General features: G+C 63.9%; 18 protein-coding genes and 1 pseudogene. 13 read left to right on the top strand and 6 right to left on the bottom strand.

The window, feature by feature from the left end; translation table 11 throughout:
* Positions 1-202: 202 nt before the first annotated feature.
* Positions 203-1120, top strand: coding sequence for a cation diffusion facilitator family transporter (locus tag FHR20_RS20885; protein WP_064311253.1), 918 nt, complete (start codon positions 203-205; stop codon positions 1118-1120).
* Between the two features lie 60 nt (positions 1121-1180).
* Here FHR20_RS20885 and FHR20_RS20880 read toward each other — a convergent pair.
* A pseudogene (locus tag FHR20_RS20880) lies at positions 1181-1489 on the bottom strand (efflux RND transporter permease subunit); the annotation flags it as partial.
* A 247-nt stretch (positions 1490-1736) separates the two neighbouring features.
* Between FHR20_RS20880 and FHR20_RS20870 the strand changes: the two are divergent.
* The 7 genes from FHR20_RS20870 (at position 1737) to FHR20_RS20835 (ending at position 6507) form a co-directional block, all read left to right on the top strand.
* Positions 1737-2069: an ArsR/SmtB family transcription factor gene (locus FHR20_RS20870; protein ID WP_042469209.1), complete on the top strand. Its 333-nt coding sequence runs from the start codon at positions 1737-1739 to the stop codon at positions 2067-2069.
* Between the two features lie 11 nt (positions 2070-2080).
* Positions 2081-2509 (top strand): arsenate reductase (glutaredoxin), encoded by a 429-nt coding sequence (gene arsC / locus FHR20_RS20865; RefSeq protein ID WP_042469211.1) that lies wholly within the window; start codon positions 2081-2083, stop codon positions 2507-2509.
* Positions 2509-3795, top strand: a complete 1287-nt coding sequence (locus FHR20_RS20860) for an arsenic transporter (RefSeq protein ID WP_042469213.1) — start codon at positions 2509-2511, stop codon at positions 3793-3795. The genes arsC and FHR20_RS20860 overlap by 1 nt, the downstream gene beginning before the upstream one ends.
* Positions 3792-4226, top strand: a complete 435-nt coding sequence (arsN2, locus tag FHR20_RS20855) for an arsenic resistance N-acetyltransferase ArsN2 (protein WP_042469214.1) — start codon at positions 3792-3794, stop codon at positions 4224-4226. Before FHR20_RS20860 ends, arsN2 begins: the two co-directional genes overlap by 4 nt.
* Positions 4226-5002: an arsenical resistance protein ArsH gene (gene arsH, locus FHR20_RS20850; RefSeq protein WP_042469215.1), complete on the top strand. Its 777-nt coding sequence runs from the start codon at positions 4226-4228 to the stop codon at positions 5000-5002. Before arsN2 ends, arsH begins: the two co-directional genes overlap by 1 nt.
* A gap of 207 nt (positions 5003-5209) precedes the next feature.
* Positions 5210-5479, top strand: coding sequence for an HU family DNA-binding protein (locus FHR20_RS20845; RefSeq protein ID WP_042469217.1), 270 nt, complete (start codon positions 5210-5212; stop codon positions 5477-5479).
* Positions 5480-5946: 467 nt separating this feature from the next.
* A complete protein-coding gene (locus tag FHR20_RS20835; RefSeq protein ID WP_137862506.1) occupies positions 5947-6507 on the top strand; it encodes a hypothetical protein in 561 nt (186 codons plus the stop codon).
* 150 nt (positions 6508-6657) lie between these two features.
* Here the strand turns inward: FHR20_RS20835 and FHR20_RS20830 are convergent, their stop codons facing one another.
* The 3 genes from FHR20_RS20830 to FHR20_RS20820 are packed head-to-tail and all read right to left on the bottom strand — an operon-like array spanning position 6658 to position 10415.
* Positions 6658-7800, bottom strand: a complete 1143-nt coding sequence (locus tag FHR20_RS20830) for a TniQ family protein (RefSeq protein ID WP_137862505.1) — start codon at positions 7798-7800, stop codon at positions 6658-6660.
* Positions 7801-7812: 12 nt separating this feature from the next.
* Positions 7813-8739, bottom strand: coding sequence for a TniB family NTP-binding protein (locus FHR20_RS20825; protein WP_093064538.1), 927 nt, complete (start codon positions 8737-8739; stop codon positions 7813-7815).
* Positions 8736-10415, bottom strand: coding sequence for a Mu transposase C-terminal domain-containing protein (locus FHR20_RS20820; protein ID WP_093064536.1), 1680 nt, complete (start codon positions 10413-10415; stop codon positions 8736-8738). The genes FHR20_RS20825 and FHR20_RS20820 overlap by 4 nt, the downstream gene beginning before the upstream one ends.
* 325 nt (positions 10416-10740) lie before the next feature.
* On the opposite strand from FHR20_RS20820, the gene FHR20_RS20815 reads away from it, so the two are divergent.
* From FHR20_RS20815 to FHR20_RS20800, 4 genes are read left to right on the top strand one after another with little or no spacing between them, the layout of a single operon-like run.
* Positions 10741-10983 carry an AbrB/MazE/SpoVT family DNA-binding domain-containing protein gene (locus FHR20_RS20815; protein WP_126001901.1) on the top strand — a complete coding sequence of 81 codons (243 nt, stop codon included), beginning with the start codon at positions 10741-10743 and terminating at the stop codon, positions 10981-10983.
* On the top strand, positions 10980-11369 hold the full coding sequence (locus tag FHR20_RS20810; protein ID WP_126001902.1) for a type II toxin-antitoxin system VapC family toxin: 390 nt from the start codon (positions 10980-10982) through the stop codon (positions 11367-11369). Before FHR20_RS20815 ends, FHR20_RS20810 begins: the two co-directional genes overlap by 4 nt.
* Positions 11370-11416: 47 nt before the next feature.
* On the top strand, positions 11417-12301 hold the full coding sequence (locus tag FHR20_RS20805; protein ID WP_126001903.1) for a Shedu immune nuclease family protein: 885 nt from the start codon (positions 11417-11419) through the stop codon (positions 12299-12301).
* Positions 12298-13164: a restriction endonuclease gene (locus FHR20_RS20800; RefSeq protein ID WP_167301448.1), complete on the top strand. Its 867-nt coding sequence runs from the start codon at positions 12298-12300 to the stop codon at positions 13162-13164. Before FHR20_RS20805 ends, FHR20_RS20800 begins: the two co-directional genes overlap by 4 nt.
* Positions 13165-13193: 29 nt before the next feature.
* Here FHR20_RS20800 and FHR20_RS20795 read toward each other — a convergent pair whose 3' ends face one another.
* Positions 13194-13514, bottom strand: a complete 321-nt coding sequence (locus FHR20_RS20795) for a hypothetical protein (protein ID WP_126001905.1) — start codon at positions 13512-13514, stop codon at positions 13194-13196.
* A 69-nt stretch (positions 13515-13583) separates the two neighbouring features.
* On the opposite strand from FHR20_RS20795, the gene FHR20_RS20790 reads away from it, so the two are divergent.
* The gene (locus FHR20_RS20790; protein ID WP_126001906.1) at positions 13584-13787 is read left to right on the top strand and encodes a hypothetical protein; all 204 of its coding nucleotides are present in this window, start codon (positions 13584-13586) and stop codon (positions 13785-13787) included.
* 8 nt (positions 13788-13795) lie between these two features.
* Here FHR20_RS20790 and FHR20_RS20785 read toward each other — a convergent pair whose 3' ends face one another.
* Complete coding sequence (locus FHR20_RS20785; RefSeq protein ID WP_126001907.1) at positions 13796-16627, bottom strand: conjugal transfer protein TraG N-terminal domain-containing protein; 2832 nt, start codon at positions 16625-16627, stop codon at positions 13796-13798.
* Between the last annotated feature and the right edge of the window lie 9 nt (positions 16628-16636).

Below are 16636 nucleotides of genomic sequence, written 5' to 3'. Positions count from 1 at the left end.
CCGCTGTCGCCGGCGTGGATTTCCTGTTCGGTCGGCGGCCCCTTGCGCGGCTGTTCGGTGCAACCGGACGACGAGTATCGCTCTGGTCATGATTATCGAACCCGGAGCGTTACAACGTGAGGGTTTATCGTAACTCAATCTGCGCACCCCTTCTCGAACGGGTTGTGGGGCCGTTCATTTCTGAAACTTGGGAAACTTCCTGATGCCGCACGATCATGGCGCAGCCGGCCATAGCCACGACCATACGGCGGGCGCCAACGCGAAGATGCTCACCTGGGCGCTGGGGCTGACCGCCACCTATCTCGTCGCCGAAGTAATCGGCGGGTTCGTTTTCAACAGTCTCGCGCTGCTCTCCGACGCCGCGCACATGATGACCGATGTCGCGGCGCTCGTGATCGCGCTGATGGCGATCAAGCTCGGCGGCAAGTCAGCCGACGAAAAGCGGACGTTCGGCTACCGGCGGTTCGAGATATTGGCGGCGGCGTTCAACGCCGTGCTGCTGTTCGTCATCGCTATCTATGTGTTCGTGGAGGCGATCAAACGCTTCAATGCGCCGCAGGAAGTCCAGTCCTGGGGCATGATGGCGGTCGCGGCGATCGGTCTCGTCGTGAACCTGATTTCGATGCGGCTGCTGACAGCGGGCAAGGACGCCAGCTTCAACGTGAAGGGCGCCTATCTGGAGGTGTGGGCCGACATGATCGGCTCGATCGGCGTGATTCTTGGCGCGCTCGCCATCAAGTTCACCGGCTTTACCTGGATCGATCCCATCGTCGCAGTAGCGATCGGGCTGTGGGTGCTGCCGCGGACGTGGATATTGCTCCGCGATACGACCAACGTGCTGCTCGAAGGCGTGCCGGGTGGACTGAAGCTCGGCGAGGTCCGCACGGCAATCGCCGGCGTTCCCGGCGTCGCCGGCCTCCACGATCTTCACGTCTGGTCGATGAGCAACGACGATGTGAGTTGCACGGTCCATGTCGTGCTGAAGGAGGGCGCGGACGTCGATGCCACTCGCACCGCTGTCCAGGCCGTCCTTCTGGAAAAATACGAGATCGAGCATAGCACGATCCAGACCGAAGGGTCAGATCGTCAATGCGGGGACGAGGACCATCTTCATCGTTAGTCGGTGAAGGATGGGAGGCGTCGCGGAACAGAACCGCAACGCCTCCCACTCTCGCGACTGTCAGGCCGAGGATAAGGCCGTGTCCGTCCGGCGTCGCGGCCTCAACCGCGACACCCAGGCGGTGATCGCCGGCAGCACCAGCAGGGTCAGCACGGTCGATGTGATTAGACCGCCGATCACGACGATCGCCAAGGGCCGCTGCACCGCGGCGCCAGTTCCAGTGGCAAGCGCCATCGGCAACAACCCGAGCGACGCCACCATCGCGGTCATCAGGACCGGACGCACCCGTTCCATCGCGCCATCGGCGATGGCCTGTTCCTCGTCCTGACCATCTTCCAGATGCTTCCCGATCGCGCTCATCATTACGAGATCATCGCCAGCGCCAAGCAAGCGTTTATCAACGATCATATCGATCATTGCCCTGTTCATGCCGAAGAAGGTGAGGGCACGAAAGTCGCGGTGGAGCAATTCCGCGCAATCTCAAAATACTGGTAGCCGCAACAGGGTCGCTGCTTGTCGCATCAACCAAGCCCTGGCCCCAACCATCCCGGCCAACGACCGGTAAGGCAGGGTATACGGGGCTGGACACACCAAGCATATCCATTATGCTGGATATATGGAAAACGAGGATGCCATCTCGGCGCTGGGTGCTCTTGCACAAGGAACGCGCCTTGACACGTTCCGCCTCTTGGTACGGCACGAACCGGATGGTTTGGCTGCCGGCGATATCGCGCGTCAGCTCGACGTGCCGCAGAACACCCTGTCGGCGCACCTCGGCATCCTCGCCCGCGCTGGCCTGGTCCGCTCCGCACGGCATAGCCGCTCGATCATCTACCGTGTCGATCTGGACGGCCTGCGCGCGCTGACGCTGTTCCTCGTCAAGGACTGCTGCGCCGGCAATGCGGAGCTGTGCGCGCCGCTCGTCGCCGAACTCACCCCCTGCTGCTGAAAGGACGCCCTGTGGCCGTCGATGTCGTCGTCTATCACAACCCCGAGTGCGGCACGTCGCGCAACACGCTCGGCCTTATTCGCAACGCCGGCATCGAGCCGCACGTGGTCGAGTATCTGAAAACCCCTCCAGCCCGCGCGTTGCTGGTCGAGCTGATCGATCGCGCCTGCATGACACCCCGCGAACTGCTGCGCGAGAAGGGGACGCCCTATGCGGAGTTGGGCTTGGGCGACACGTCGCTATCCGACGACGCGCTGGTGGACGCGATGATGGCGCATCCGATCCTCATCAACCGGCCGCTGGTCGTATCGCCGCTCGGCGTGAAGCTCTGCCGGCCCTCCGAAGCCGTGCTCGACCTGCTGCCGACCAATCAGCTCGGAGCGTTCGCAAAGGAAGACGGCGAGCAAGTGGTGGACGCATCGGGCCAGCGCGTCGCCTGATGCTCCTTGCTGTCCTGATCTTCGTTGCGACGATCGCGCTCGTCATCTGGCAACCCAAAGGCCTCGGGATCGGGTGGAGCGCGATGGGCGGGGCCGTCGTGGCGCTGCTTGCAGGCGTCGTCACGCTGTCCGACGTGCCGGTGGTGTGGGGCATCGTCTGGAACGCGACAGCCGCGTTCGTCGCGATCATCGTTATCAGCCTACTCCTCGATGAAACCGGATTCTTCGAATGGGCGGCGCTCCATGTCGCGCGCTGGGGGAGGGGGCATGGTCGCCGGCTGTTCGTTCTGATCGTGCTGCTCGGTGCGGCGGTGTCCGCGCTGTTCGCCAACGACGGCGCGGCGCTGATCCTGACGCCGATCGTCATCGCCATGCTGCGGGCGCTGGGCTTCAACGACAAGGCGACGCTGGCGTTCGTCATGGCGGCGGGGTTCATCGCCGACACCGCCAGCCTACCGCTGGTCGTGTCGAACCTCGTCAACATCGTGTCGGCCGACTTCTTCCGGATCGGGTTCGGCGACTATGCGTCCGTGATGGTGCCGGTCGACCTGGTGTCGATCGCAGCGACGCTTGGCGCGCTGCTGCTGTTCTTCCGGCGCGACATACCGGCGGATTATGACGTAGGCGCGCTGCGCGCGCCGCGTGACGCGATCCGCGATGCCGCGACATTCCGCGCGGGCTGGATCGTTCTTGCACTGCTGCTCGCCGGCTTCTTCCTGCTCGAACCGCTCGGCGTCCCTGTCAGCGCCGTCGCCGCTGCCGGCGCGATCCTGCTGCTGGTGATCGCGGGGCGAGGCCATGTGATCCCAACGGCCAAGGTGCTGCGCGGCGCACCCTGGCAGGTCGTGATCTTCTCGCTCGGCATGTACCTGGTCGTCTATGGCCTGCGAAACGCCGGCCTGACCGACCATCTGGCAGCACTGCTGGATCGCACCGCGCAAGGCGGCGTGTGGGGCGCGGCGCTAGGAACGGGCGTCATCGCAGCGGTCCTGTCGTCGGTTATGAACAATATGCCGACGGTGCTGGTGGGCGCGCTCTCGATCGACGCCACGCACGCGAGCGGCGCGATCAAGGAAGCGATGATCTACGCCAATGTGATCGGCTGCGATCTCGGCCCCAAGCTGACGCCGATCGGCTCACTCGCGACGCTGCTCTGGCTCCATGTCCTCGGGCAAAAGGGCGTGCGGATCGGATGGGGCTATTACTTCCGTGTCGGCGTCACGCTCACCGTACCGGTGCTGCTCATCACGCTCGCGGCGCTTGCAATCAGGATTAGCATCGCATGACCAGAACGGTCGCCACGTTGCTCGAACCTGCCGGTCTGGCTGGCTTGGCACAATTGCTCGATGCCGCGGACCTGCCGAGTGCCGATATCGCCGATCCCGGCCGCCTGATCATCCGGATTGAGGCCGATAGCCTCGTCGGTTTCGGTGGGCTCGAGGGAGAAGGGTCCGACCGCTTGCTCCGCTCGATCGTCGTCGTCCCCGATCGACGTCGACATGGCCTCGGGCGGGTGTTGGTCGCCGCCCTCGAACGACAGGCACACGACCTCGGGGTGGAGCGCCTGCACCTCCTGACGACCACGGCCGCACCATTCTTCCGGGCGCTCGGCTATGCCGATGCCGATCGCGGCGCTGCTCCCTCGGCCATCGCCGCATCGCGCGAATTCACCGCACTGTGCCCCGCGTCGGCCGCCTACCTCGTGAAAGCCCTCTGATGCCGCTCCGCACGCTCGCCGATCCCAATATCATGCCGGCGCTCGATCCGGCCTATGCCATCCAGCGACCCGCCGTGAGGCTCGGCCCGCTCGATCCCGCGCCGCGTATCCTTCTGCTCTACGGTTCGCTGCGCGAACGGTCCTTCTCCCGGCTGTGCGTTGAGGAAGCGGCACGCCTGCTCCGGTTCTTCGGCTGCGAGACGCGCATCTTTGATCCATCGACCCTGCCGCTGCCTGACCAACATGCTGGCGACGACCATCCGGCCGTCCACGAGCTGCGCGAGCTGTCCTTATGGTCGGAAGGGCAGGTGTGGTGCAGCCCGGAGCGGCATGGCCAGATCACGAGCATTATGAAGCTTCAAATCGATCATCTGCCGCTTTCTATGGGCGGGATGCGTCCGACACAGGGGCGCACGCTGGCGGTCATGCAGGTGTCGGCCGGATCGCAATCGTTCAACAGCGTCAACACGCTGCGCGTGCTGGGTCGCTGGATGCGAATGATCACGATCCCGAACCAATCGAGCGTTGCCAAGGCGTTCAACGAGTTTGATGACGCGGGGCGCATGAAGGCGTCCAGCTACTATGACCGGATCGTGGATATGATGGAGGAACTGGTGCGGTTCACGGTGCTGCTGCGCCCGCACGCGGTTCAGCTTGTTGATCGCTACTCAGAGCGGAAAGCGGCGGGCGTGCCAATCGACCGCGCGACCGATCTGTCGAGCATAGCGATTGCGGCCAAACCGCGTGGCCGGCACGCCGTCAAGGCAGGCGGCTGATGCGACGTTTGCCGAAGCGAGCCACGCTAATGTGGTCCCGCCGGCTAATCCGGCTTGTGCTCTGCGCTTTGAGAAACCTACGGGTTTCAACCTGCGTGGCCGGCCTCCCCAGGCGTCAGCTGGATCGTCGAGCGCTACCTGTCTTGCGCTGACGCGATTATCGCTTCAGGTCGCTACAGCGACAGATGAAGGGGAGCGTGCTTGACGATGAACACCAAGGATCTGGCCAAGGACGTTGCCGCCAAGCGGGGCGTCACCGAGAAGCAGGCCCTCGAGGTCATGGCTGGGCTCCTCGAGGGTATCGCGGAGGCGGCCGCCAAGGGTGAGGAGATATCGCTTCCCGGCTTCGGCAAATTCAAGGTGAAGGACACGCCCGAGCGCTCCGGGCGCAATCCGTCGACCGGCGAGGCGATCACGATCGCGGCGTCGAAGAAAATCACATTCACGCCGGCCAAGGCGCTTAAGGACCGACTGTAGGCTCGACAGCACCGGCCGGCGTCGCCCGGCCACGTGTTGGATGTTCACGAATTATTCGCTATCTAAGGCGTTGGAGAATGACATGCGCGTGAACACTGCCAAATCTATGCGGCTGGCCCGGCAGGTGAAGGGGAGGTTCGGCACGTGGGCGGCCGTGCGTCAGGCCTCGCGCGTCGAGAACGGCGTATATGTGGTCGATCCAAGCGCTGGCGGTGACCGCGACAGCAAGGATGTAGCGGTTCCCGCCACGGCGTAACGGCCGTGACGTTCAGCTACTCGCTGTTCCTCGCACTGCTGCTGCTTTTCCTGGGGCTCTGCTTCTGGGCAGGGTGGCGCGTCGGCGAGCGCACCGATTTCCTCAGCCCAACCCCGGACCGGCCGAACTCTACGGTGACGCTGTTCATCGTGGTGTTCGGCACCATCGCAGGGCACCTTCTGGGAACCGGCTTCTTCGCCGCCCAGGCGGCATGGTGCCGGGCGACAAGCGTCTGTTTCGACCCCGGCTTCGATCCAAATATCTATCGCGCGCTCGCCGCGGCGGCGCTGGGGCACGCGATGCGTCCGACCTCGCGCTGGAAATGTGGCTTTTCGCGATGCTCCTCATCGGAGCCGCGACGGGCTCGATCGCGCACTGGTTGGTGCAGCGGGAAGCAGTTAGCGGGAAGACCGACGCGATCGCGTTCGGCTGGCTCAACCCGGCCGTCCAAGCGGTCAAGAAGGGAGACTCGTTTGTCGTCGCCTATGTGCTGACAAAGACGAGCCACGAGTGCTTCACGATCGCATACGAGGGCACCGTCCAGCAGCTCGCGCTGGACGAGGAACAATCGATCAGGTTCGTCGTCCTGAACGACGTCGACCGATTCCTCGTCAAGATATCTGAGAACGGCCTCGAGCGTGTGGACGCGCCGTCGACGCCGATCACGCAGCTTCAGATCACCGCGGTCGAGATCGCCAACGTCGCGCTTGAGGTAGTACGGGCGCCAGACATGGATGTTGCGGCAATCGAGGCTGAAGACGCGGGTTCATAACGCGGCGTTCGAGATCGTCAGACGTCCGTCAGACCTGTCTCCATCCATAAAGTCTAAATCCAAAAAGCTCTGCATTTAACATAATGTATATTATCGAACTGGCTGATTAGCGTGTTGCTGGAGGGACTTACTGCCCTATCGCCGCCGAAACTACCCGATCAGCGACGTGCGTTCGCGTTGCCGTTGCTCGCGCTCGGCCCGCCACGCATTAAACTGCGCCAGAACGTCGTTCGCGTCCATACCCGTTTGTCGCTGATGGGCATCGACGCGGACGCGCAGGCGCGCAGGCCAGCCCGCACTGCTTCGGATCAGCAATGCCTGTACCCAGCGAGGCACATAGTTGAGCAGCTTTTCCAGCGTGAGGCGCTCGCGGAAAGGCAGATGTGCGCCCGACATCAGGCGGCTGACGGGCTCGTCGGCGAGGAGCGCTGCCACCGCGCTCAGAACGTGAGCTCGACCGGATGGCGAAAGCTCATAATAAGGCTGTTCGCCCCATGTGTGCGGTTTGTGCTCCGGCATGATCGGAAGCAAGGGGCAGTCGAACAGGTTGATGTAACTGGTCTTGAGGGCGCTTGGCGCCAGCAGCGCTCGGGTAAGATCGCGCAGCACGGTGAGGAACTGGCGGGCGGGCACAGGCTCCATCCCTGGCAAGCATGCGGGATGGCCGAGCAGCGCGTTACGAACCTCCCCGTCGAACGCAAGTAGGATTGGAAGCGCCGCGGCCGTCTCCTCCGGCTCGAAATAAGCCGCTGGTGTCGGCTGCTCCCAGCGGCTCGCCCTGAGCGGCGTGCCGCAGTCTCCGCACACGAACTCGATGCTGCTCGGCCAGGTGAACCGCGGCGCGTGCTTTGGCCGACAGCGCCGACAATAATCCTGACGCCAAGCGCCATGACGATGACAGAAGACGAGCGGCAGCGCCGCCTCCGCTTCGAGATAAGCTCCGCCAGCCTCGTGCGCTTCGGCAAGGCAATGGTGGCACCAGGCCAGATCGAGATCACCTCGCGCTCGGCCGGAGCCGTCAGTGCTTGGCAACCAGTCCACCGCGAGCCCCCGCCAGCGGCGCTTGAGCCCGAGGCTGAGCACGACCTCCAACGCGACCCGCAGACCGGCTGCGACGCTTTCCGCCTCGTGCGGATCCCACTCGACATCCGGCCGCGCTTTCATGCTCGGACCGGCCGTCCATAGCACCTGCCGGAACTCGGCGACCGATACATCGTAGCAGGCCGCGGTCCGCCCGAGCCAGGACGACGGCAACTCGTCGGGACGAGGACGGGGCGCGATCGGCAGCGCCAACCCAGCCACGGCTCAAGCGACCGCCGCCTTCGCTCGCCCGCGGCCGCGGCGCTGAGCCAACGCCTTCATGCTGACGGAGGGGAGCACGAGATCGTCGGCGTCGAGGTCTCCTACCTCGATCCGCTCGGTGCCGTTCTCGATCGCTCGTACGGCCAGCGTTTCGGCGAGCCGGAAGATGCGGCCGGTGTTCCCATCGCTGAGGTCGAGGATGGCGGTGCGGCATCGCTCTTCCTCCAGCTGAGATGGCTTGCGTAAAGGGAGGATCGCAGCGAGCGTGACCATCAGCAGCCGAAACGGCTCGTCGTTCTGCCACCGGACAAGCTCGACCGCGTCGAACCGCTCGGCCAGTGCCGCATCCGTGAGCAGCGCCGCGCGCGCCTCGTGGTTGCCGGTGCAGACGAGCGGGATCTGCAGGTCGTTGGCTAGATAGCGAAGCGTGTTGAGGAAGACACGCTGCTGGCGCGGCGTGCAGGCCAGCATGTGGTTGATCTCGTCCAGGATCAGCATCCGAGCCCCCACCTGCCCCATGAGCCGGCGAGTGAGCTGCCGGGCTCGCTGAACATCGCCGCGACCCGCAAAGCCGGCGCCGAGTTTCTCGAGAACCTCGCCGTAGAACTCGCCATCGGTCGGCTGCGGCGGCAGCTGAACGGCCACAACCGGGATCGTCGCCGTGCCTGTCGCCTCGTTGAAGCCCCTCGGGTTTTCTGCCTCGAAGCGCTCGACGATGCGAGATTTGCCCATCCCCGTCTGCCCGTAGATCAGCAGACACGGCATACGGGTGCGCGGCGGGTAGCGCAGCATACCGTCCAAGGTCTTGCGCACGACCTCTGCTTTGGGAAAGCCGAGCCACCGATCCATTCGGATCCAGGCGATCCGCTCCTTGTCGGCCCACATCGCGCGCTCGCGGTACCCCTCGGCGAGATGGGACAGATCGCTCACCGGGGCATCTCCTCCACCAGATATGGAAGCGCCTGCCGATCACTCGCCCCATTATCTGTCGACCTTGGCAGAGTGGCAGGTTTACCCTGCTCGAGCGGGAGCTTGCCGCTGCTCCTGGCCCGGCGCGCGTCATTCAGCGCCGCCTTAGTCTTCTGAAGTGCGAGCCGTGCTGCCTTGGTCTTGTGAGCCGCTTCCGCGACGATCAGCCGCTGCGTCTCTACCGCCTGAAAGATCAGCGTCTCGTCTACGGCCTGCTGGCCGCGCTCGCGCAAGGCGCGAACCGCCTCCCTCTGTTCCCAGCGGGTGATCGCGGGACGCCGCAAGTCGCGGTAGGGCACCTCGAGGTGCTCACCGTGCGGCAGCTCGAGCCAGATGCGGGAAAGGTCGCGCGGATCCCAGCGGACTGGCATCGTCTGCCCGGATCGCGTGTACCAGCACGACAGCGCATCATGCCAATAATGCGTGTGGAACAGCTCGATGCCGTGCGGGGTCACTGCACGCAGCTCGCAAGGCAGGAAGTCAAACAGGAACGTGGCGCGATCCACCGGCAGGCGGCCCAGCTCCGGTCGGCGGTCCATCGCCTCGGCCCAAGCGAGCGCCGGCGGTATGCCGATCCCGCGGTGCCGTTCGGCGTGGTATGGACCGATGATCTGCGCGGCGAGCCAGACCTCCAACTCGCCCAGCGTCATGCACGCTTCACCCTCGGAGTCATAATCGCCGCGCTCCGCGACATTGGAGAAGGTAGTGCCGGGCAGAAGATGGACGGTGCCCATCACCGTCCCGATCAGCCGCTCGATGTGGCCACCGAAGTGCGGGCGACGCACCGGGCGGTATTCGATCGATATCGAGTGGGCACGGCAACCACGTTTCAAAGCATCGGAGCGGTGCTCGCGTGCATTGTCGAGATGCAGCCGATCCATGAGACCCTGATTGTCCCAAGGTGCCTTCATGCCGCGCTCGGCCAACCAATCGGCCTTGGGGAGAACGGCTTGACGCATGCACATGCCGACCGACACGGCCGAGGGTGCGAGCATATCGAGGTGGAACCCCGGTACCGTGCGGCTCGCGATATCAACCATCAGGGTGAGCCACGGCCGACCGATTGGCTTGCGATACAGATCGTCGACGACGATCACGTCGACCAGCGTGTGGTCCGATTGGACGAGCTCCAGCGCGTAGCTGGCGTTCAACACGCCTCGCGTCGGCTCCCATTTGTCAGCAGCGGCCTTCGACCCTTGCCTGCGCGCCATGACGGTCTTGGGAGCCAGTCTGTCCAATCGCGCTTGGATCGCCTTGGTGCTGGGCACCTTCAGCCCGATCTTCTGCCCCTCATGTCGGAGCCAGCGGCGGAGCGCCTGGACACTTGGCTTCTCGAGGGTGAGGTAACACTCCGCGATGCCTCGGGAGATCAACTGCTCGGCAGCAGATGAAAGCCGCTGCTCTCCCCTCTCCCGGCCCCGTGGGCGCGGCAACAGCGAGGCGGCGACTGGCGACGCCCGATAAAGCTGGAGAAGTTCGTGAAAACGGGCGCGACCGAGCCCGAGATGATCCAGCGCTTCGGCGGCTGCGTTGCCCGGGACGCGGGCCAGGGCAGCTAGTGGGCGGATGATCTTCTCGCGGCGGTGCGCTTCTGCCCAGTCAGCGTCGCTCGCCGTCTTCAGGTCCGCGGTTCGCATGATACGACGCCTCGGCTGATCCAGCTTGGCGAGCGTCCGCTCTTTTGAGGAGAATGTCCACTATTTCAGGAGTGGACGGACCCTAGGTGACGCTCGCCGTGTGCGTCCACCGATTCAGTACAACCGACAGGATGTCGATGATCATGGTCAGGATCGTATCGAAGCCCCCGAATTTCGGCCAGCATCTTTTTAGCGGGAATCACAGTTATCGCTAATTACATCGTTGGCAAGCGGCGCGTAGTGGGGCTTGCTCGACGATGCTGGCCTCAAATCGCCAGATGTGGTATATCGTCGAGCGCTTGCCACATCCGGAGTAATGCGACTCATGACAGTTCAAGTGAACATCACCCCTAACGGACGCATGAGCCTCCCCGCGAGCATCCGCAAGCGCTTGGGTCTGGTGGGCGGCGGCGCGGTGCTGCTGGAGGAAACCGAGGACGGGGTGGTTCTTAGGACCGTTCATCAGGCGGTGGCGCGAGCGCAGGCGATCGCCAAGAAATATGCCGGGCATCCGGACGCATCCGTGGACGCTTTCCTCGCCGGCCGCCGGACGGACAGCGGCGAGTGACGGAGGCGGTTCTCGATGCCTCCGCCATCCTGGCCCTGCTGAAAGGGGAGCGCGGAGGAAGCAAGGTCGCCGGCGTGGTGAGTGAGGCGGCGGTTGGGGTCTTCAATCAGGCCGAGGTTGTGAGCCATTTCGTTCACCTCGGCGCTCCGCTTGACGAGATCAGGGCGATGCTGGGTGCCTTGCCCTACACCGTCGTGCCCGCTGACGAGGCGCTGGGTTGGGAGGCGGGAGCGCTGCGCGCTGCGACCAGCGCGGCCGGGCTGTCGCTCGGCGACCGCTTCTGCCTGGCGCTTGCAAAGCGGTTAGGGGTCCCAGCCTTTACCGCGGACCGCGCCTGGAAGGATGTGGCCACAGACGTTGGCGCGAAAGTGGTGGCAATCCGCTGACCCCGGCCGCCTCGGATCAACCATTCATAAAGAGACAAAGGCCACTGATGCGACAACCGCCGGACGAAGCGCTCGCCTCCGCCTTCGCGCAATTGCTCGCTGATGACGGTCAGGACGAGAACGACATTCAGGCCTTCCTGGAACAGCATACCGAGCTGCTCGACACGAGCCCCTGGCTGCTGAACCACCGCCTCCATATGAACTGCGTGATTGCGAAATTTCCGATCGCTGGGCGCACCGCCGACTTCGCATATCTCACAAAATCGTCCGATCGCTGGATCTTGGTGCTGGTCGAGATCGAGCGCGCCAACAAGTCGCTGTTCACCACCAGCAGCAAACACGTCGGCAGCTCCTCTGCGTTCAACGAGGCACTCGCCCAGACAGCGGTCTGGCGCGACTATTGGGAACAGCACCAATCCGAGGTGCGCGAGCGTCTCCTGCCACTGCTCGTTCCTTCTCCCATGGCGCGCAATCGCATCGAGCTGCGCCGGGTGCTGATCATCGGCCGCTCGACCGGCAAGGATTTCAGCCAGGCACAGCGCGACCGGATCGCCAGCATCGAGGAGGATCAGAAGATCAAGATCCTGACTTATGACTCGCTTCTGCGCAGCTACCGGTCCGGATGGGGCGAGAAGAAATGCGTGCTGTCGCCGCGCTCGACCGGCTATGCCATCAAGCGGCTGGACGGCTTACCCAAGCTGCTCTTCGCCTATGTCCTGCCCGAGCACCTTTCGGTGCCGGTGCCGATCGAAACACGGCTGAAGGCGGAGGGCTACCAGATGGACGCCTGGCGCAACAATCAGCTGCTGCGCTTCAACGAGAAATGGGCAACCGAGCCGACCGACGAGGAAGCTGGCGACGTACACCCCGCAGTGCTCAGCGTCATCCGCGCGGCCGACCGAGCCCGTCCGTCAAAGGCGAAGCGGCGGTGAGCAGCCTGCGCTCGATCGAGCTCGGCCTGGTCGACGAGGTCTTCCGGGGCGGCGAGAAGGGTTATGTTCTCGATTTCTCAAACCGGACCTTCAGCGAGTTTTTCGTCCGCGAGCTCGATATCGACATCGACGCTCCCCAATATGCCGTCGACGGGACATCGAAGGCGAAGCGATTGCGCTGCTTTCTGGCGCAGGTCGACGACGGCACCGCGGCTCGGACGCTGCGCGTTCTGTGGGAGCAGCGTGAGGCGCTCCGTGGGCGCGGGACGCCGGATCCCATGCCTCGGGCAGCCGCTCAGATCGCTGGGTTGATCGCCAAACTCGAAGGCTCCGCTCCGCCGATGCCCGCCAACGTCGTGCCGTCGCCGATGCTCGACGCAATCGACTTTGCCCGGCTGCGCGACCGGCTGCTCGCGATCCGCGACCTCGAGGCGCATCGCCGTGGCTATGATTTCGAGCGCTTTCTGACCGACCTGTTCGACGCCTTCCGGCTCAAGGCGCGCGAGCCGTTCCGGCTTGACGGCGAGCAGATCGACGGCAGCTTCGAACTGGCCGACGAAACCTATCTGCTCGAAGCCAAGTGGCTCAACCGCAAGATCGGCGTCGCCGAGCTACATACCTTTCACGGCAAGATTGAGCAAAAGGCTTCTTGGGCCCGGGGTGTCTTCATCAGCTTCGGCGGCTTCACCGACGAGGGGCTTCGAGCGTTCGGCCGCGGAAAGCGCGTGATCGGAGTTGAGGGCAAGGACCTATACGATGCACTCGATCGCGGCATCGGGATTGACCGGCTGCTCGCCCTCAAGGTCCGCCGCGCGGCCGAGACCGGCGAGGTGTTCGTGCCGATTAGCGATCTTTCTCCGTGAAAGCCGGCCGGTGCTGAGATAGCCCCGTTTCAGCCGGACAGGTACAACATGGCCGCCAACGACATGCAGAAAATCGACAGCCAGATTGCTATCTGACCGACAATGTGAAGCACGAACCCGATCCAGCTATAGCGCCGCCGGAGAGCAAGGCCGCTTGCGACTGCTACAAAGAAGGCGATCACGACGGGTATTGAGATGGAAGGCGATCGCCTCAGGCTCGTATCGATGATCGGCATCAAGCCGAGAGCCATCACCAGCATCCATGAGAACCCGAACACTGCCCGATCAGCCATGTCCAGCTCAGGCGTTTCGCTTTCTACTTCTATTCGCCCCAGCTGATTTCTCGTCATTTGGCCGTGTCCTCAATGCCTTGTGAACAAACCTCGAACCTAGTATGTTTGAACGGTTCGGAGGTTCTTATGCTGACGCTGGATACTGCGACATTCGCGGCAACCAAGGATAATCCTGGTGGCCCTGTGATGCTCCTTGTAGATGATGGCGTCGAGCCGCACGGCCCCGTGACCGACGCCGACGGCAACGTGAGCAAAGCGAGCGCTGCTGCCTACCTGGTGGCGTATGCGATCTTGGCCGGCTTTGTGGGCTACCTCATTTTCGCTCTTTAAGGCGGCGGTCATTCCCGCAGCTTCGGATCGTCGAAGAAGCCGCGATTGTGGTCGCGGTGGACTTCCTGCTGCACACCTAGAGATCCCTGCACGGAGCTGGCCCGCGTCGCCTGGGCCGCTGTCCGATCATCGTTGAGCCTTGCTTCTCCGCTTTCGATCACCGCCTGCGCCGCGCGGGGATTGCCTCCGGTCGGAGCTGATGGGATACCCGATACGCCAAGCGGGCGGTACGAACCGGCGACATCCGCTGCGCTGTCGACGCCTGGTCTATCGACCTGGACAAGGTCTGGCTCATGCAACTTGCCGGCAATCTCCTCCCGAATGGAATCCTGTTTCTCGCGCATCCAGCGTGTCACCATCTCCTGCCGGACGGCGCGCTGATGGTCGCTGAGATCGGTCGCCCAGAGCTCGGGGGCGTCAAGGCCCGGGTTCGAAGCCTGCTGCGCGCGATACCATTGCGCAAGATCCTGGCTCATATTCTCGCTTAGCTGCATGCCATGTGTTTCGGCGTAACTGGCGTCGCGCGACAGCTGCTGCGACAATTCCTCGAGCTTGCGTGCTGTTTCAGTGTAAGACCGGGCCCGCGCCAGCGCCTGCTCGTGGGTCAGCGAGGAACTAGATGAGGTCGACGCGCGGCTGAACACGCCTGAGCGTTCATAGGTACCGTCAGAGGACGTGGCGCCCGTTCCATTAGCGTGCTCGTCCCGCACCCCACTGCTTGCCGTGCTCGAGCTGTCCGATGATCGAGTATCTGACGTGCCGTGACGTAGGAAGTCGTTCTGCTGACCCTGCGCCGAAACGCTGCCGCCAACGCCTGGAAGGCGCCCGAGAACCTTGCCGATCCCGCTCCGGCCGCCGCCGCCACTGCCACTGCCACTGCTAGAACCGCCACCGCCCACTCCCGCCGACAAAGATCCTGTCACTTGGTTGAGAGTGCCCGCGGACCGATCGTGGCCGTTCGAGACCGTCAGGCTCTGGCCCGTCGACGACCGATCCTCCAGCCCCTGCGAACTACTGCCTGTCGTGCGGTCGAACTGCTCGATCGAGGTGTTGGCCGCGCGGCCACTGCTCGAATCCCATCCCGACGATCGCTCGCTCGACGTGCCGTAAGCGCTGCGGTCAGTTTTGGTCCAGGTGAGCATCTCCTGCGCCGCGTTGTCGTACGCTTGGGATTGACGGTGGGCCTCGCTGGCCATCTGCCGCCACTCCGCAACCGTGCCGGTCGTGGCGGTCGGGGTGAAAGAAAGCCGCGAGATGGCGCCGCCTGTATCGAACACCTCCTGGCCGTTGCCGAACCCGTTGATGAGCGCTCCGTTATCTTGGCGCCACCCGATGCTCGCCGCGCCCCCCATGAAGCTGGGGGCAGTTGACCATTGGTCGGCCTGCCGCATGTTCGAAGTCGAGTTCGCCCAGCTGACATTCCCGTAGGAATAATTGCCCGTCGTCTGCTCCAGCGCGGCCGCCTCCGCCGCGTTTTGCGCCGGGGCCAGCATCGATGTTGCCTGCCCGGCGATCGACATGGCACCGCGGGCTAGGCCGGCCGCGAGGAATGGGATGCTCATCAGCATAAAGCCCGCGATCGTCGCCGTCTCCCCGTTCACCGCTCCGATGCCGGCATAGCTCCCAAGCGACATTCCGCCGCCAGCCACGCCGTTCGCCGCGCTTTCGGCGCGCGTCATGCAGATCATGTGAAGGATGACGTAAAGCGGGCCCCAGGACGCGAGATAGAAGAATCCCATCGCATAGCCCTTCAGCGTCCCCAGCCCAGTTTGGGGCAGCAGGAACAGCGGAAAGATGACGGGGAACATCGCGAAGAACACGACAGTGAGCACGATGTTCAAGATCGGAACCCAGGCCATGGCCTGCTGCGCGATCGAGTTGTAGGTGTTGCGCGCCTGAACGTCGGCGCGTGTCTGCGCGAAGGTATCGATCGTTGCCGCCCCGCTCCCGCCAGCCATCGAGTTGCGTGCCTGCATGAAGGCATTGATCGCCGTGTTCTGCCGCATGACGCCGATGAAGTCGTCGCCGGATCCCGTGAACGCCGAGTTCACGATCGGCACGTCGTGCTTGAGCTTGGCGGCAGCGACCGCGTTGCTGAGCTTGGGATAGACCTCCTTTGCCCATGGCTCGGCATTGGCCTCGATCATCCCGGCCCACTGGCCGTTGAGGCTGTCATAGGCCTGTCGGCAGGTGACGATGAAGTTCTGGACCGTCCCATCACCCTGGCGCTCCAGCCACTCCTGCGACCGCGCCTCTGAGCCGGGTCCGATGGCCGCCCATAGGTCCGTTGCCCGCGCCAGATTGGTGAGGGACTTCTGGTAAAGCATCACGTCGCCGAAGAGGCAGTTCTTGAAGTGACTCTCGAGGTTCGTCGAGAACTCGGCATCTCGGATCGCGAAGTTGCGGGTCGCGTCGAACAGCCGCGCACCATAAACCATTCCGTTAGTGGTGTAGTTGAGCTCGCCGGGCATCACGAAGACGGTCTCAGCGGTACGCGTGAGCCAGTCGCCGATTTGCGTTGTGAAGCTGGCGAGGACGCCCAGTCCGAGAGGTACGTTGGCGACCGTCGCCGGCGCGAGGCTCGGATTGATACGATCCGTGACCTTCACGTCGATCGTCGGCACCATGAGGCACAGATAAATGCCGGTCGCCTGCAAAAACCAGTTCATCCAGGCGCGGAAGTTGAGGGTGAAGGCGACGACGAGCAGCGAGTATGTCAGGCCCATGACCATCACGACCCGGATGAGCGACTTGTAGCCCCCTCCCCCGGCCCACGCTGCCACTGCATTGAAGGTGTTGACGAGATACTCGCCCCCGCCGACGGTGAAGACTTCGAGCACGCCGCAACC

The sequence above is a fragment of the Sphingomonas leidyi genome, assembly GCF_011761945.1.
Taxonomy (GTDB): domain Bacteria; phylum Pseudomonadota; class Alphaproteobacteria; order Sphingomonadales; family Sphingomonadaceae; genus Sphingomonas; species Sphingomonas leidyi.
This window is presented reverse-complemented; position numbering and strand designations above follow the sequence as displayed.

Excerpts from the sequence above, each read along its gene's own strand:
- FHR20_RS20885 (WP_064311253.1), top strand. The coding sequence starts at position 203 with ATGCCGCACGATCATGGCGCAGCCGGCCATAGCCACGACCATACGGCG.
- FHR20_RS20870 (WP_042469209.1), top strand. The coding sequence starts at position 1,737 with ATGGAAAACGAGGATGCCATCTCGGCGCTGGGTGCTCTTGCACAAGGA.
- FHR20_RS20860 (WP_042469213.1), top strand. The coding sequence starts at position 2,509 with ATGCTCCTTGCTGTCCTGATCTTCGTTGCGACGATCGCGCTCGTCATC.
- arsN2 (WP_042469214.1), top strand. The coding sequence starts at position 3,792 with ATGACCAGAACGGTCGCCACGTTGCTCGAACCTGCCGGTCTGGCTGGC.
- arsH (WP_042469215.1), top strand. The coding sequence starts at position 4,226 with ATGCCGCTCCGCACGCTCGCCGATCCCAATATCATGCCGGCGCTCGAT.
- FHR20_RS20845 (WP_042469217.1), top strand. The coding sequence starts at position 5,210 with ATGAACACCAAGGATCTGGCCAAGGACGTTGCCGCCAAGCGGGGCGTC.
- FHR20_RS20835 (WP_137862506.1), top strand. The coding sequence starts at position 5,947 with ATGGTGCCGGGCGACAAGCGTCTGTTTCGACCCCGGCTTCGATCCAAA.
- FHR20_RS20820 (WP_093064536.1), bottom strand. The coding sequence starts at position 10,415 with ATGCGAACCGCGGACCTGAAGACGGCGAGCGACGCTGACTGGGCAGAA.
- FHR20_RS20815 (WP_126001901.1), top strand. The coding sequence starts at position 10,741 with ATGACAGTTCAAGTGAACATCACCCCTAACGGACGCATGAGCCTCCCC.
- FHR20_RS20805 (WP_126001903.1), top strand. The coding sequence starts at position 11,417 with ATGCGACAACCGCCGGACGAAGCGCTCGCCTCCGCCTTCGCGCAATTG.
- FHR20_RS20795 (WP_126001905.1), bottom strand. The coding sequence starts at position 13,514 with ATGACGAGAAATCAGCTGGGGCGAATAGAAGTAGAAAGCGAAACGCCT.
- FHR20_RS20790 (WP_126001906.1), top strand. The coding sequence starts at position 13,584 with ATGCTGACGCTGGATACTGCGACATTCGCGGCAACCAAGGATAATCCT.